Here is a 15,031-nt window from a genome sequence, read left to right on the forward strand (position 1 = left end):
CGTAAACGAATAAACGATATTCCATGATACTGCTGATACTTTTACTAATACTCCTGGGCGGTGCATTTCTGTCGTGGGTGACTGCTGCAAAGAACAGGGAGTTGTCGAGATGGATAGCACTTGTCTGTCTGCTTGCCAACCTGGTTATAACAATAGGGATATGGGCACAGCACCCTGCTGCCGGCGATCAATGGATTGCGACCTACAAGGCCAAATGGGTACCGCATTTCGGGATCAGCCTGTATCTCGCTATGGATGGTCTTAGCCTCCTGATGCTCGTACTTACTTTTTTCCTGGGTGCGCTGGCGGTGCTTATTTCCTGGAAGGAGATCAATATGCGGTCTGGTTTTTTCCACTTCAACCTGCTCTTTGTTTTATGTGGTATTACAGGCGTGTTCCTCACTATGGATCTGTTCCTGTTCTATTTCTTCTGGGAAATGATGCTGATCCCGATGTACTTCCTGATCGGTATTTGGGGGCATGAACGCCGGGAATATGCAGCCAACAAGTTTTTTATTTTCACTCAGGCGGGCGGGTTGCTGATGCTGCTCTCCATATTGGGTTTGTATTTTGTGCACGCTGCTGCAACAGGCGTATACACCTTCAGTTATTTTGACCTGCTGCAAACACCCATGCAGCAGGGTGTTGCGAGATGGCTCATGCTGGGCTTCCTGATAGCTTTCCTGGTGAAACTGCCCGCCGTGCCTTTCCATACATGGCTGCCGGATGCACATACAGAAGCGCCTACTGCTGGTAGTGTAGTGTTAGCAGGACTCCTGCTTAAAACGGGCGCATATGGAATACTTCGTTTTGTACTGCCTATATTCCCCGAAGCATCTTCTTTCTTTGCACCCTGGATCATGTTGCTGGGGGTAGCAGGTATCCTTTACGGCGGTATGCTGGCCTATGCACAAACTGATCTGAAACGGCTTATAGCTTATACCAGTGTGGCGCATATGGGCTTTGTACTGGTGGGTGCGTTCGCATTTAATGAAGTGGCGTATCAGGGGGTAGTGATGCAGATGATTGCTCATGGGGTGAGTACTGGCGCATTGTTCATCATTGCCGGTACTTTGTACGAACGTATACACACCCGCAATATTGATGATATGGGAGGGCTCTGGACGCGTGTGCCCGTGATGGGAAGTGCGGCGCTGATATTTGTGATGGCTTCTCTCGGGTTGCCGGGGTTGGGTAACTTTGTAGCTGAGTTCATGATACTGCTGGGAAGCTGGCAGGCTAATAGGTTACTGACGATACTGGCCACCATCGGGCTGGTGGTTGCTACGGCCTATTCCTTGCGCATTATGCAGAAAGTCTTCTTCGGGCAATGCGAACGCCAATATCCGTTGCCTGATCTCAATAAACGCGAGCTGGTAATCATCACTGCACTGGTTATCGTCATTATATGGCTCGGCGTATACCCGAAACCCGTATTAAATACCACGCAAAAAACTGCTTATTATGTCCTTCGCTGATTTCATAAGCCTTGGCCCATTGATTACCCTTGCTGCTGCGGCGGTGATAGCTATGCTGCTGGTAGCTGCGTGGCGCAATCACCTGATGACCTACAACTTCTCCATACTGGCGATCCTGATGGCGCTGGCAGCTATCGTTCCTGCCGTACAGTATATTCCACATGCGATACCGCCGTTGCTGGTAGTGGATGAGTTCTCCCTCTTCAATACCGGCCTGATACTGGTATCGGTGCTGATTATATTGCTGTTGTCCTTTAATTATTTTGAAGAGCGGGAAGAGCGTAAAGAAGAATATTACCTGTTGTTGCTGCTTGCTACTACCGGTGCATTGGTGCTGGTGATCAGCCGTCATTTTATGTCGTTGTTCCTGGGGCTGGAGATACTCAGTATCAGTTTGTATGGGCTTATTGCGTATCTGCGTGGGCGTGAGCGCTCTGATGAGGCGGGCATCAAGTATCTGATCCTGGCGGCTTTGTCGTCAGCGTTTTTATTGTTCGGGATGGCGCTGGTATATGCTTTTACCGGGCATATGGATTTCCCTGGAATAGGAGAGGCATTGCGGAAGGCTGGTTATCTGCCGGTGTCTGTGATGGCGGGATTTGCCATGATGTTGATTGGTGTGGGCTTCAAGCTGGGTATAGTACCTTTCCATATGTGGGCGCCGGATATTTACGAGGGCGCACCACTGCCGGTGGCGGCTTTCATTGCCACTGTCTCCAAAGGCGGTATGCTGGTGTTGTTGATACGCTTTTACCAGGATATTCACGGTAATGACTATACGATGTTGTGGTGGGTGCTGGCCATTATCGCTGTTGCCTCTATGTTTGCGGGCAATCTGCTGGCGTTGGTGCAGCAGAATGTGAAACGTATCCTTGCGTATTCTTCCATAGCGCATATGGGCTATATACTGGTAGCTTTTTTGTCCGGTGTACAAACCGGGCTGGAAGCTATTTCCTTTTACCTGGTGGCGTACTTTATTACCAGCATTGGCGCCTTTGGTGTATTGACAGTGATGTCGAGCAGCAGTCAGGATGCAGAAACGGTGGCCGATTACAGAGGTATGTTCTGGCGTTACCCCTGGGTGGCCACGGTCTTTACGGCCATGTTGCTGTCTCTGGCAGGTATCCCGCTTACCGCCGGCTTTATCGGGAAGTTTTATGTGGTCATGGCCGGGGTAAACGGTCATCTGTGGTTGCTGTTGTTTATGTTAGTGATCAATAGTGTTATTGGTTTGTATTATTATATCCGCATTATTGCTGTGATGTTCAAAGTGCCTGCGGAAGGAGATACTGTATTCATCAAACCGGCTCTCCCTGCGGAAGGCAATGTTACGCTTGCCTTGCTCACCATCACGCTTATCGTATTGGGCGTATATCCTACCGGCATGATGCAGCTGATACAGCAGATGATGAAGCTGCTTGTTTAACCGGCGCGTTTCAACTCATCGCTGGTACCTGTTTTGCGTTCCCTGGCGGCTTTGATGCTGCTGCTGCCAAACTTATAACTGATGTAAAGGTTGACGGTTCTGAACTGCCATGTATTGAAGATGGTCATGTTCATGTTCCCATTTATTACTGAGCCGTGATAGGATTCGTTACGCAGGATATTATTCACGTTCAGCTTCACGGTGGCCTTCTTGTCCAGGAAGGTTTTCTGTATACCCAGGTTCAGGTTGTACTGTTGATAGCCCTTGAATATACCGTAGATAAAAGGGGAGGCATAGTAAGCTGTTGCCTCCAGCTTAATATCTTTTGGTAAGGTGAAGGTGTTGGTGGTATTGATGTTATAGACAAAACTGTTGGTGTATTGTACAGTATTCTGATTGTTGATGAATGAATAATCTATATAAGAGGTGTTGATGTTGTTATCACTGTTCCACCACTTGGTGATTTCAAATGGCAGTGTTAACTGAAGGCTGTAAACATATGCCCTTGTAAAGTTGGTCATGGTGCTGATACTGGCCTTGGTGCTGTCGTCCTGCGTGATAAATTCCTCTATTATATCATTCGTCTTACTCATGCCCAAAGTAGCAATATACTTGTCGCGGAAAGTATAAGACAGCTCTATGTTGTTGGTGTACTGAGGCTTCAGGTAAGGATTCCCTTTGAAGTAGGTATACCGGTCGAAGTAGAACATAAACGGGTTCAGCTGACTGTATTCCGGTCTTTCTATCCTGCGGGAGTAGGAGAGACCGATTTTGTTCTTGTCATTGAATTTGTAATCAACATTCAGGTTGGGAAAGAAGTCGAGATAACTGCGTCTGACGGAACTTTTTACACTCTCGGAAGTGCCGTTTGACTCCGTGTTCTCGAGTCTTAACCCAACCTGTAATCCTAGTTTATGGATCTGTTGTTTGTAGCTGGCATAGGCTGCGTAAATATCTTCCTGGTAGCGGAACACATCACTTTGTAAAGGCACGCGTACATAGTTGCCGTTCCTCAGGGAGTCGTACTGGAACTGGTTCTCTGTAAGAACGGAGCTTACTTTTCCACCGGCTTCCAGTTTCCCATTCTTACCCATCGGCCAGGCAAGGTCCGCTTTAAAACTTTTGATAGTGATCCTGGTATTGCCCAGGTTTTGTATACCGTTGGGGTTACGGTATTTATTCATTGACACATCAAACAGGCTGTCGTTCAGCTGCAGGCGGCGGTCCATGTTGAAGCGCGCATAGTCGCCGTCCATACTGAATTCCCGCCCGCCTGCCGTATCCAGTACGGCTTTGTAGTTTACGTTGATGGCAACGTTATTGAAATGATTGTTGTTGGTTGTATACGCATGCATAATAGAATCTGCTGGTTGTGCCGGCTGTCCTAATCTGGTGGCGCTGTATATCTGGTTGCTGAAGGCATTGGCAAAGCCGTTCACCAGTACGCCAATGGTTTGTTTCTCCGTCAGAAAGTAATCGAAGCCTGCTTTGTAGGCATTCCGCTGAAAGCGGTTCCGTTGAAATACATCCTGGTCAAATACGGTGGTGATACCTTTGCTGGTGCTGGTACGGCCATATAAGCGGGTGACCATAAAAGGGCGGTCGCCTTTACTGAAGTCGCCGTACAAATTGAATTTGGGTGTGCGCCAGTTAAAGCTGGCATTGGCGTTATAGAAACCGTATTTGGCCTGTGATAAGGTAGCATTTACAGAACCGTTGATACCGGTAAGTTTTCCCTTTTTGGTTTTTATGTTGATGATACCGCCATTACCGGCTGCATCATATTTGGCAGAGGGACTGGTCAGGATTTCTATCTGTGCGATGTTTTCACCAGGGGTATTCTTAAGCATGTTGGTGAGGTCTTCTCCGCTGAGATAAGTGAGTTTGCCATCGATCATTACTGTTACGGCCTGTCCCTTTATTTTCACATTTTCGTTGTTATCTACCTGTACACCCGGGGCACGGCGCAGAATGTCCAGTGCGCTGTTGCCTGCGGCGGTGACGCTATTTTCCACGTTCAGTACTGTTTTGCCTGAAGTGTGCTCCACATATGGTTTGGTAGCAGTAACGTTTACCGCCTGCAGGTTGCGCGACAGTGACTCCAGTGTGATGGTTGGAAGAGATATGCTTTTATGTGCATCATCTATTTGAAAGGCCGGGGCATAATAGGTGGTATAACCCATTTGCGAAGCCTGAAGGAAGTAATTTCCAGTAGGTATATTGTCAAAACGGCAATCGCCTGCTTCTGTAGTCAGTTCTCCTTTTACAAGAGAAGAATCCTTAACACGGCGGAGCAGCACGCTGGCAAAAGCAAGGGGTTTACTTGCTTTATCAGTGAGTTTTAAGGTAATGTTTCCACCGGGGGCACTCTTTTGTGCATGGGAAGTCAGGGCATAGCAAATCAGCATGCCCAGGAGGACAAAATATTTTTTCATACTATCGGTTCCGTTGAAGATTTAGATTCTCGAAATGATGCTAGCGGTCAGAATCCGGCCTGTTCGTGGTATTAATTATTATTGAAAAAGCTGATCAGGATGGATACGGCATCTTTAAGCTGCTGGGTTGTCTGACGCTGGTGTTCCAGAGGTACTGATACAGTTGATGATGTGCGGGCTGGCTGATCCTGACTGCTGGTCTGGTAGTTGCCCAAGGTTATCAGAAAGTAGGGCAGCATATCCGGGGCGCTGGCAGGCATGCGGGTTGTGTCTGTTATCCGACCGCGGCCTGTCAGCAGCAAGATGGCGCAGACGGAAACAATTAACACAAGAGCAACTTTTTTCATAGTGTGTTTTTCTTAAAGACGGACACCTCAGAAAAAAGTTGCACCGGGGAGCAAAAAAATATTTTACTTGATAAAAGGATGTGTGGATTTTGGGATGTAGGGATTTTGGGATTTAAAATGCAGCGGAGATTGATAGCGATTATATTAGCAGATAAACAATTATCAATCTTCGCTGCATTTTAAATCCCAAAATCCCTACATCCCAAAATATTTATTTCTTCATAAGGCGTTGTATGGTAACAAGCGAGCGTTGTTCCAGCAATATGGCGTGTCCATCGCTAAGTTGTTCCAGCAGCCCGTCCTGGTTATAGCGTACTGTGAGCAGTTCCAGGCCTTCGTTGTAAGCAATTTTGAATCCCTGATGCAGGGTTTTGATCAGCAGCTCTATTTTCTCCGGGTTATTGTCTATACAGCAGGAAAAGCTGATGGCACCGTTCTGCATCAGGTTGATCTTTACTTTCAACCGGTGGAATATTTCGTATATATCGCTAATCTTATCTTCTGTGATAAAGGAATAATCTTTGGAGGTGATGGTGAGCAGTACCTGGTTCTTTTTCAATACGATGATGGGGGGCAGTTGTTTTACATCTGCTTCCTCTTTGATTACTGTGCCCGGGAGGTTCTTATCCAGGAAGCACTTTACGAGCAGGGGGATCTGTTTGTTCTGTAAAGGCTTGATTGTTTTCGGGTGGATTACCTGGGCGCCGTAATAGGCCATTTCGATCACTTCCCCATAGCTGATCTCGGGGATGTTCACCGTATTGGGGAACAGTTTCGGGTCGGCGTTCTTCAGTCCTTCCACATCTTTCCAGATGGTCTGGCTTTCAGCGTCCAGCATATTGGCAAACACGGCTGCGGAATAGTCGCTACCTTCACGGCCCAGGGTCACGCTTTCATTCTGATCGGTGCTGCCGATGAAGCCCTGTGCGATCACGATGCTGGTGCTGGTGAACAGCGGGGTTACCTTTTCGGTCACCTGGCGTTGTGTATAGGCCCAGTCAATGTTGGCATCACGGAAGTTGTCGTCGGTCCGGAATATGTCTCTGACATCGAGCCATATGTTGTGGATACCCACAGTATTGAAGTAGGCGCTTACGATAGCGGTGCTGAGCAGTTCACCGAGGCTCACCAGCTGGTCGTAGTAGTAATCATATGTGCGCATAGGTTTTTCTCCCAGCGTCCATTCTGCTTCTGTAAAGAACTGCTGCAGCTGTGCAAACAGCGGGTTGCTGCGGTCGCCCAGCAAAGCGTCTGCAACGGCAAGGTGTTGCTGTTCCAGGTTATAAAGTAATTGCGCGGCAATTTCCCTTTTACGCAGGTAATAGTTCTGTGCTACTTTCTCCAGCTCATTGGTGGTTTTACCCATGGCGGAAATAACGATCAGCAGTTTATCTTCAGGGAAAGATTGTATGATCTGACCCACCTGCCGGATGCGTTCAACACTTTCTAAACTTGCGCCTCCAAACTTGAAAACCTTCATATGATAGTTTGTCTTCTATTAAAAAATTATTTGGCAAAGTAAGACAAGTTTAGAATTGTTTAAAAATCTGTTTACAGAGAAATGACATTTCCGTTAAAATAAGTCCGATTCCTTTAATTTCGTCCAAAGAACCGAAACAATCATTACGTTATGAATAGCAAGATGAAAGTAATGACCCTGGATGAATTTACGATCCAGGAATTACGTAATTACCCCGGTGCAACAGGACAGTTATCCGGACTATTGCGCGATATTGGTCTGGCGGCCAAGAGAGTGAATGTAGAAGTTAACAAAGCCGGTATTGCCGATATTCTGGGCGAAGCAGGAAAAACCAATATACAGGGCGAGTCTGTGAAGAAGCTCGATGAATTTGCCAATGAGCAGTTCATTAATTCCCTGCAAACCAGCATTTATTGCTGTGGCGTGGCCTCTGAAGAAAATGAGAATTTCATCGCCTTTACAGACGAACACTCCAAGAAGTCGAAATACATTGTGTTGATGGACCCGCTGGATGGTTCCAGCAACATCGATGTGAATGTATCTATCGGGACGATCTTCTCTGTGTACCGCCGTCTGTCGCCGGAAGGCACTGAATGCAACCTGGAAGACTTCCTGCAGCCAGGCACGCAGCAAATTGCTGCCGGCTATATCATCTATGGTTCTTCTACCATGATGGTATATGCTACCCGCCGCAGTGTACAGGGCTTTACACTGGACCCTTCCATCGGAGAGTTCTGCCTGTCGCATCCCAACCTGAAATGCCCGCCGGACAGCGACATCTTCTCTGTGAATGTTGGTTACTATAACCTTTATGAGCAAAAGATCCGTAACTCCATTGACTATTTCATGGCCAGGAATGAAAACGACCGTATTTACCGTCATCGTTTTGTAGGCTGTATGGTGGCGGAGATCCACCGTACCCTGATCCAGGGAGGTATCTTCATGTATCCGGCTTTCGGAAAGTATACCTCCGGCCGTCTGCGGCTCTGTTATGAGTGTAATCCGATGTCGTTCATTATGGAGAAAGCTGGTGGCGTAGCGATGGCCAATGGTAAGCAAAGACTGCTGGAACTGAAGCCCGCGCAGCTTCACCAGCGTATACCTATCTTCATCGGCTCTAAAAGCATGATGGAGACCTGGCAGCATATCGTCAACAGCTAATTACAGACATAACTTTTTTTAACAGGGATACTTGTTGATTTTGTTATGCGGACATTCGTAAGTCGTTAACGAATACCGTAAAACAAATCAATCAGTATCCCGTTTTATTTTTGGTACAACAGTTGCTAAACCTGTCATGTTTTTAGTAGTCTGTTATATCAGACGATATTCATTATTAACCATTTTTTATTTTATGTCGATTTTGAAAAGCCGCAACATCATTGCATTACTGTTGATGGTATTTGCAGCATTCCAGGTGAGCGCCTGTTCGCGTACCTACAGCAAGGCAGACAGTACTTCCGACGGAGGGAGCCTTGATGAGCAAATCCTTTATTACACCAACAAATTCAGGCAGTCCAAAGGGTTGAAGCCTTTGCAACTGGATGCTTCGATCAGCCAGCAGGCGCGGCGCCACAGCCGTGATATGGCTACCGGCGCTACCGGATTTGGTCATGAAGGCTTTGAGGACAGGGTGGCCGCCATTTCCAAACAAATGGGCCGTGTGGGCGCAGCCGCTGAGAACGTAGCTTACGGTACATTAGACGCTGAAGCAGTTGTGAATGGCTGGATCAAAAGTCCCGGGCACCGCCGCAACATGTTGGGAGACTATAATCTCATTGGCATTGGCACCGCCGGTAAGGGGAGGATCACCTTCTTTACCCAGGTGTTTATCAAAAAGTAATTAACCTGATCGGGGCTGACCAAAAGGTCAGCTTTTTTTTGCAGAAAGAGCGGATGGACAGTTGTTTTTGTACCTGAAAAACCATTATGCCTGAACCCGGTAAACGCAGAGAAGGGCGCTTTAAACTGGGCTTTGACTGGCCTTTGCTCCCTCTTTGATATGAGAATCGAATGAAGTGAAGAAGAAGCGAATGACAGACGGACTTGATGCCTATTCGCCCGGCACCAGAATCGTACAAATAAAAAAAATCATAGTTATCTTTGGCGGTATGGAAAAGAGTAAGATCATCGAGGTGAAGAACCTCGTAAAGAAGTACGGTGACTTTACGGCAGTAAAAGGGATCAGTTTTGATGTATATGAACATGAGATCTTCGGCCTGTTGGGGCCAAACGGCGCGGGTAAATCCACTACGCTGGAGATCATAGAGACGCTGCGGGACAAAACAGGCGGCAGTGTTACTGTTGGCGGCTTCGACCTTGACAGAGAGCCTAACAGCATCAAGAAGATCATCGGTGTGCAGCTGCAAAGCTCCGGCTATTATCCTGGTCTTAATCTTGTGGAACTGATCGACATGTTTGGCGGATTGTACAATCAGCCGGTGCAGCCGTTGGAACTATTGAAGCTCTTTAACCTGGAAGACAAGGCGAAATCGAAGTTCAAGGAACTCTCCGGCGGACAGAAGCAACGCTTTTCCATTGCTACTACGCTGATCAATAAACCCAGGATTATCTTCCTGGATGAACCCACCACCGGCCTTGATCCACAGGCCAGGCGCAATCTCTGGGACCTGATCCGCCAGGTACGCGATCAGGGTACTACCGTGGTGATTACCACGCACTATATGGACGAGGCGGAATTCCTCTGCGACCGTTGCGCCATTGTAGACAGTGGTCAGATCATTGCGATTGATTCTCCCGATGCACTCATCGATAACCTTGTATCCAAAGGATTTGAGCGACAGAAAGAAGTGAAGAAAGCGAACCTGGAAGATGTATTTATTCACCTAACCGGCAAAGACTTGCGGGAAGATTAATCATACCGATGGAAGCACTCAAATACCCGATTGGCCGCTTTGAAGCATTGCCTGCGTATACGCCTGAAATGGTCAAGGGGTTCATTGAAGATATCCGCGAGCTGCCAACCCTGGTGGAGCTGGAGATTCAGCGTCTTGACGAATACCAGCTGCAGACACCCTACAGGCCTGGTGGCTGGACGCTTGCACAGGTAGTGCATCACCTGGCTGACAGTCATATCAATGCTATTACGCGTATGAAACTGGCACTTACGGAAGATTGCCCGGTGATCAAGCCGTATGAGGAGGCTGCCTGGGCTGAACTGCCGGATGTAGCACATACGCCCATCAACGTATCCATCACATTGCTACATGCCCTGCATACACGCTGGACTAACCTGATGGACCGTCTCAGCCCGGAACAATGGGAGCGTACCTTCAGGCATCCGGACTACGAAAACGTATTTAATCTTAAAACGCAGGCAGCCAACTATTCCTGGCACGGAAAGCATCACCTGGAACATATCCGGGGGCTGAAAGAGAGAATGCACTGGTAAATTGAATTATATGGACATGGACTGGAAATTACTCGAATCGGAATATCTGTTCCGCGACAGCTGGCTTACTGCCCGCAGAGACAAATGCCTTACGCCGGGAGGGAAAATTATAGAACCGTATTACGTACTGGAGTATAACGACTGGGTGAATGCCGTTGCTGTTACTGAGGATAATGAGGTGATTATGATCCGCCAGTTCAGGCAGGGGATAGGTAAGACCATACTGGAAATTCCCGGCGGTACCATGGACCCCACAGATGCTTCCCCGCTGACGGCTATTCAGCGTGAATTGCTGGAGGAAACGGGCTATGCGTTCAAGGAGGTTATTTCACTTGGCGCCGTAGCGCCCAATCCTGCATCCAGCAATAACCTTACGCATATGTTCCTGGCTACGGGAGGCCGTAAAGTACAGGATCAGCAGCTGGACCACAACGAAGAAATTGAAGTGGTAGTGATGCCCCTTTCAGAGCTGCAGCAACTGATCCTGGAAAATAGTATCCTGCAAAGCCTGCACGTAACCTGTATCTGCTATGCGCTGCTACATCTGGGCAGGATGCAGATGAAATAATTTACAACGCTTCCGCTACTATAAAGAAACTACCGCACACGAGGATCATATCATCGGATTGCGCATGCTGCCTGGCTGCCTGTAATGCCGCCTGTACAGACGGATAAGCATGGCCTTTCAGACCTGCGGCGGCGCCCATTTCAGCCAGCGTTACTTCATCGAGGGCACGCGGCAGTTGTGCACGGCAAAAATAATAATGTGCCGTATCCGGGAATAAAGTCAGCACTTTTTCCACTTCCTTGTCTTTTACGAAACCGGTAACGATATGTAGCTGCTGATAGTTTACATGGCTCAGCTGCTGCATTACTTCCCGGATGCCGGCCTCGTTGTGGCCTACATCCACAACGGTGAGCGGGTGCTCGCTGACCACTTCCCAGCGTCCCCGGAGACCTGTGAGCTTCCTTACATGCGATAAGGCCGTGGTAATATGCTCCCGGGTGATCTTCCAGCCCTGGTGCTGTAATATTCTCACAGAAGATAATACCCCCATGATGTTTTTTTCCTGGTACTGACCACTGAGATCCAGTTTGAAGCGGTGCATCTGTTGCTGGCGTGTATCCATCAGCGTTAGTTCCAGGCGGTTGCTGACGATAGCGCTGCCATCGGCCATCCATTCCTGGTCTGCAAAATGGATGGGGGCGTGCAGCGATGCCGCTTTATCTGTGAATACCTGCTGTATCTCCGTTTGTGTTTCGCTGATTACAACCGGGATGCCTGCTTTGATAATACCGGCTTTTTCCCCTGCTATTTCAGGAAGGGTTTCGCCCAGCATATTTTTATGGTCATAACTGATATTGGTGATCAGCGACAATTCAGGTGTAATAACGTTGGTGCTGTCGAGACGCCCGCCCAGCCCGACTTCTATCACGGCGATGTCTACTTCTTCCGCGGCAAAGTAGCTGAAAGCCATTGCTACCGTCATTTCAAAGAAAGATGGTTGGATGCTTTCAATCTGGTCGCGTAATTTGTCTGTGAAGTCAACTACAAAATCTTCTGTTACCATTTCTCCGTTTACGCGGATACGTTCTCTGAAATCGAGCAGGTGAGGAGAGGTGTATAGTCCTGTTTTATAGCCGGCCTGTTGGAGGATGGCCGCCAGCATATGGCTGGAGGAGCCTTTCCCGTTGGTGCCTGCTACGTGGATGGTTTTGAACTTATGGTGCGGATTGTCCAGCTGGTCCAGCAGGGCAATCGTATTATGCAGATCAGCCTTGAAGGCGGCAGCGCCTACCCTGGTAAACATGGGTAGCTGCGCGTACAGGTATTCAATGGTAGCTTTATAGTTGTTCATGGTGCGTTACTGATTATTCACCGGGCAGCCTATCCCCTTGCTGCTTTTCCGTTTAAACATCCCGGGATTCAGCCGCAAAGCTACGAAAGCATCTGCATGATTGACGCGTCGTTGAAAGAGGTCAGATAAAATACTATAAGAGCCGAGTACCAGCGGGCCATAGCGGACACCGACGCCGGCATCTGCCTGTCCGTTGTGGTTGATCACCAGGGGGAGGTATGCGCCGAACATTTCGGTTTCATAACGGGGTGTGATGAGCAACTGGGTAAGTGCATAGGTTTTGGTAATACTTTGTTTGCCGGCGGTGAGGGCAATCACGGCGCTGGCGCTGACGAAGAAGCGATTGTCGATGTTATAGTCGCCCATCAGGTTCAGTGCAGCAGGCAGCGTCATCACAAATTCTTCTGAAGAATCTACCGGCGTAAAGTAGTTGTTCAGGCGCCGTGCGTATTGCTGCAGGCTTTCGTTCTTTTTATAGGTAATGGCATTGGGGTCTACATTATCTTTTCTCAGATCGAGGTCCCGGTTATTCTTTCCTTTTGTATATCTGATCTTACCGATGTCGGTAACGGAGACGCCTATACGGAACTTGTAATCATCTGCATCAGATGTTTCGTATGGACCGAAGCCGCCGTTGTCGGGGCGGTATTCGTATATAAACCCGATATCTACGCCAACGCCGAGGTTATTGAAGAACTTTACATTGCGGACAGGTGGTTTTTGCCAGTCGTCCAGTTGTTCACTGTAGCCGTAGCGAAGCATACCGCTGGTAATGGTGGCATTGCGTTTAGTGTTCAATACAAATCCGGCATCAGTAACGGCTGCGTAGCCTGCGGCGATGCCGCCCAGTATTTTCACTGTGATACCGCCTTTGAGGCGGCCGTCGTAGCCATTTTTGAGTACGCGGGCATAGCTGAGGCCAAATTCATTCCACATATGGGCGGTAACGGCGGTGTGTTCAACGTTGAGACCTTTGCCTGTATAGCTGACATTAGGGTAGTTGTCGCCGAAGAAGTTGGCAATGGGAGTGGGTACATTACCTCCGTTGCCGCTGCTGCGTAGCCGCCAGATGAATGAAACGGATTGCTTTTCATCGATCGCATACAATATGGAGGGCATTACGATTTCGGCCATACCCCAGCCATTTTGTTGCCGTTGGGCGGCTGTGTCGAGGAAGTAATCGCGGTTGCGTTTGAATGTATCCGGGATGTTGAATAGCAGTGATTTCGGAAAGCGGGCGTAGGTATTGCCGGCTTTGACGTCGGCGCCGATAATATTTACATCCCATTTGTAGCGGTAGCCTGCAGCGGTGGCAGGATTGGAAATAACGCCGTGTATACCGGCATAATTGCTGGTATGGTAGCCGGGAAAGGTTTGGGCTGATGCAGCGTGCGACAGCAGCAGCAACGGCAATGACAGACGCATTGCGTTGTTAAAGATACGGTTAATGGTGACAATCATCGTTGGCAAATGAGACTGTGATTTTTTTGATTTGTCTGATTTCCCTGATGTGGGGAGATGGTGTTATGATCATTTGTAGAAAGATGATTTGATGATAGTTATTAGTTTAAAGAACTCTCTTCCATCTCTTCCATCTATAATAGCCATGATATTGCATAATCATCATAACATGATCTTTGCTCCTCAGATAACATCATTATTCGTTCATCAGGAAAATCTGATAAATCACAAAGAATCACAGTGAGGCTTTGAAAAAGAAACGAATGGTACCGAATTGTTCTTCGGGTGCATCCGGATTAGCATTGTATTTCAGCTGCCCGGCAGCTCTCTTTGCAATTTCTATCAACTGGGGATTACTGAGGGTGGAACCTCTCATACTGAAAGTCGCGGAAATCACATTCCCTTGCTGATTCACTTTTATATTGATGGCGACATAGCCAGATTCGGTACCATCAAAGGTTACCTGTGGCCTGCCGATAAGGTTTCTTCCATTCAAATGAAAATCGGAACGGCCGCCGCCGAGTCCGCCGCCCGTATATCCCTTGGCGTTAGGGTCTCCATTTATCTGGCCGCGGTCGCCGGGTTTGCCGGTGTTACCTTCGCCGGTGGAGTTATTGGAGCCATTGGCACCGTTACCGCTATTAGCACCGGTGTGCGTACCTCCTGAGAATACGGCTTTAGGCTTGGGTGCAGGCGCCGGAGGTGCGGGTGGGTTATCATTATGCTTTTTGGCTGGTTTTTCCGGTTTAGGTTCCAGCTTTTTAGGCAATTCTTTGGGTTTTTCTACTGGTTTTTCCGGCTTTTTCACTACGGGAGGCGCTTCTTTGTCGTCTTCGTCGGTGGCTATATCCTGTGGTGGTTCGGTAGCTTCTTTTGCAGCCGGCGCTTCGTTTTCGGCAGGTGCGGGTGTAGGGGTGTCAGCACTGGGTGGATTAGGATTCAATGGCTGAACATCTCCCATACCTTGATCTGATGTACCCAGGTTTACTTCCATTCCCAGATCCTGATCGGGCAATGGCGGCGGCGCAGAAAATCCAGCAAACAGGAACGCTACTAACAGTAACGCATGTACGCCAATGGTAACTCCGAAAGCCTTGATATTTTTAGTACGGTTTTGTTCCTCCATGATAGCC

General features: G+C 48.2%; 13 protein-coding genes. 7 read left to right on the forward strand and 6 right to left on the reverse strand.

Annotated elements, in window-relative coordinates; genetic code table 11:
• Nucleotides 1-23: 23 nt before the first annotated feature.
• Both nuoM and VM802_RS31235 read left to right on the forward strand, forming a co-directional pair.
• Entirely contained in the window at nucleotides 24-1,478 is a 1,455-nt protein-coding gene (gene nuoM / locus VM802_RS31230) for an NADH-quinone oxidoreductase subunit M (RefSeq protein WP_325538301.1), read from the forward strand.
• Nucleotides 1,465-2,904 carry an NADH-quinone oxidoreductase subunit N gene (locus VM802_RS31235; protein ID WP_325538303.1) on the forward strand — a complete coding sequence of 480 codons (1,440 nt, stop codon included), beginning with the start codon at nucleotides 1,465-1,467 and terminating at the stop codon, nucleotides 2,902-2,904. The genes nuoM and VM802_RS31235 overlap by 14 nt, the downstream gene beginning before the upstream one ends.
• On the opposite strand, the gene VM802_RS31240 is transcribed toward VM802_RS31235, so the two are convergent.
• The 3 genes from VM802_RS31240 to VM802_RS31250 all read right to left on the reverse strand — a co-directional run bounded on the left by VM802_RS31240 (nucleotide 2,901) and on the right by VM802_RS31250 (nucleotide 7,166).
• Nucleotides 2,901-5,339 carry a TonB-dependent receptor domain-containing protein gene (locus VM802_RS31240; protein WP_325538305.1) on the reverse strand — a complete coding sequence of 813 codons (2,439 nt, stop codon included), beginning with the start codon at nucleotides 5,337-5,339 and terminating at the stop codon, nucleotides 2,901-2,903. The two genes, VM802_RS31235 and VM802_RS31240, sit on opposite strands and share 4 nt — an antisense overlap.
• A gap of 71 nt (nucleotides 5,340-5,410) precedes the next feature.
• Entirely contained in the window at nucleotides 5,411-5,686 is a 276-nt protein-coding gene (locus VM802_RS31245) for a hypothetical protein (protein ID WP_325538307.1), read from the reverse strand.
• A 211-nt stretch (nucleotides 5,687-5,897) separates the two neighbouring features.
• A complete protein-coding gene (locus tag VM802_RS31250) occupies nucleotides 5,898-7,166 on the reverse strand; it encodes an aspartate kinase (protein ID WP_325538308.1) in 1,269 nt (422 codons plus the stop codon).
• Nucleotides 7,167-7,316: 150 nt separating this feature from the next.
• Here VM802_RS31250 and fbp point away from each other — a divergent pair, with 150 nt between their 5' ends.
• The 5 genes from fbp (at nucleotide 7,317) to VM802_RS31275 (ending at nucleotide 11,146) form a co-directional block, all read left to right on the forward strand.
• Nucleotides 7,317-8,327 carry a class 1 fructose-bisphosphatase gene (fbp, locus tag VM802_RS31255; RefSeq protein ID WP_325538310.1) on the forward strand — a complete coding sequence of 337 codons (1,011 nt, stop codon included), beginning with the start codon at nucleotides 7,317-7,319 and terminating at the stop codon, nucleotides 8,325-8,327.
• A gap of 193 nt (nucleotides 8,328-8,520) precedes the next feature.
• Nucleotides 8,521-9,009 carry a CAP domain-containing protein gene (locus VM802_RS31260; protein ID WP_325538313.1) on the forward strand — a complete coding sequence of 163 codons (489 nt, stop codon included), beginning with the start codon at nucleotides 8,521-8,523 and terminating at the stop codon, nucleotides 9,007-9,009.
• Between the two features lie 175 nt (nucleotides 9,010-9,184).
• On the forward strand, nucleotides 9,185-10,042 hold the full coding sequence (locus tag VM802_RS31265; protein WP_325538315.1) for an ABC transporter ATP-binding protein: 858 nt from the start codon (nucleotides 9,185-9,187) through the stop codon (nucleotides 10,040-10,042).
• An 8-nt stretch (nucleotides 10,043-10,050) separates the two neighbouring features.
• Nucleotides 10,051-10,578 (forward strand): YfiT family bacillithiol transferase, encoded by a 528-nt coding sequence (locus VM802_RS31270; protein WP_325538317.1) that lies wholly within the window; start codon nucleotides 10,051-10,053, stop codon nucleotides 10,576-10,578.
• Nucleotides 10,579-10,594: 16 nt separating this feature from the next.
• Nucleotides 10,595-11,146, forward strand: coding sequence for an NUDIX hydrolase (locus tag VM802_RS31275; protein WP_325538319.1), 552 nt, complete (start codon nucleotides 10,595-10,597; stop codon nucleotides 11,144-11,146).
• A 1-nt stretch (nucleotide 11,147) separates the two neighbouring features.
• Here VM802_RS31275 and VM802_RS31280 read toward each other — a convergent pair whose 3' ends face one another.
• The 3 genes from VM802_RS31280 to VM802_RS31290 all read right to left on the reverse strand — a co-directional run bounded on the left by VM802_RS31280 (nucleotide 11,148) and on the right by VM802_RS31290 (nucleotide 15,024).
• Nucleotides 11,148-12,437, reverse strand: coding sequence for a bifunctional folylpolyglutamate synthase/dihydrofolate synthase (locus VM802_RS31280; protein ID WP_325538321.1), 1,290 nt, complete (start codon nucleotides 12,435-12,437; stop codon nucleotides 11,148-11,150).
• A 6-nt stretch (nucleotides 12,438-12,443) separates the two neighbouring features.
• Nucleotides 12,444-13,898 (reverse strand): DUF5723 family protein, encoded by a 1,455-nt coding sequence (locus VM802_RS31285; protein ID WP_325538346.1) that lies wholly within the window; start codon nucleotides 13,896-13,898, stop codon nucleotides 12,444-12,446.
• Nucleotides 13,899-14,133: 235 nt separating this feature from the next.
• Nucleotides 14,134-15,024 (reverse strand): hypothetical protein, encoded by an 891-nt coding sequence (locus tag VM802_RS31290; RefSeq protein WP_325538323.1) that lies wholly within the window; start codon nucleotides 15,022-15,024, stop codon nucleotides 14,134-14,136.
• Nucleotides 15,025-15,031 lie beyond the last annotated feature (7 nt).

The sequence above is a fragment of the Chitinophaga sp. genome (genome assembly GCF_035538455.1).
Classification (GTDB): Bacteria; Bacteroidota; Bacteroidia; order Chitinophagales; family Chitinophagaceae; genus Chitinophaga.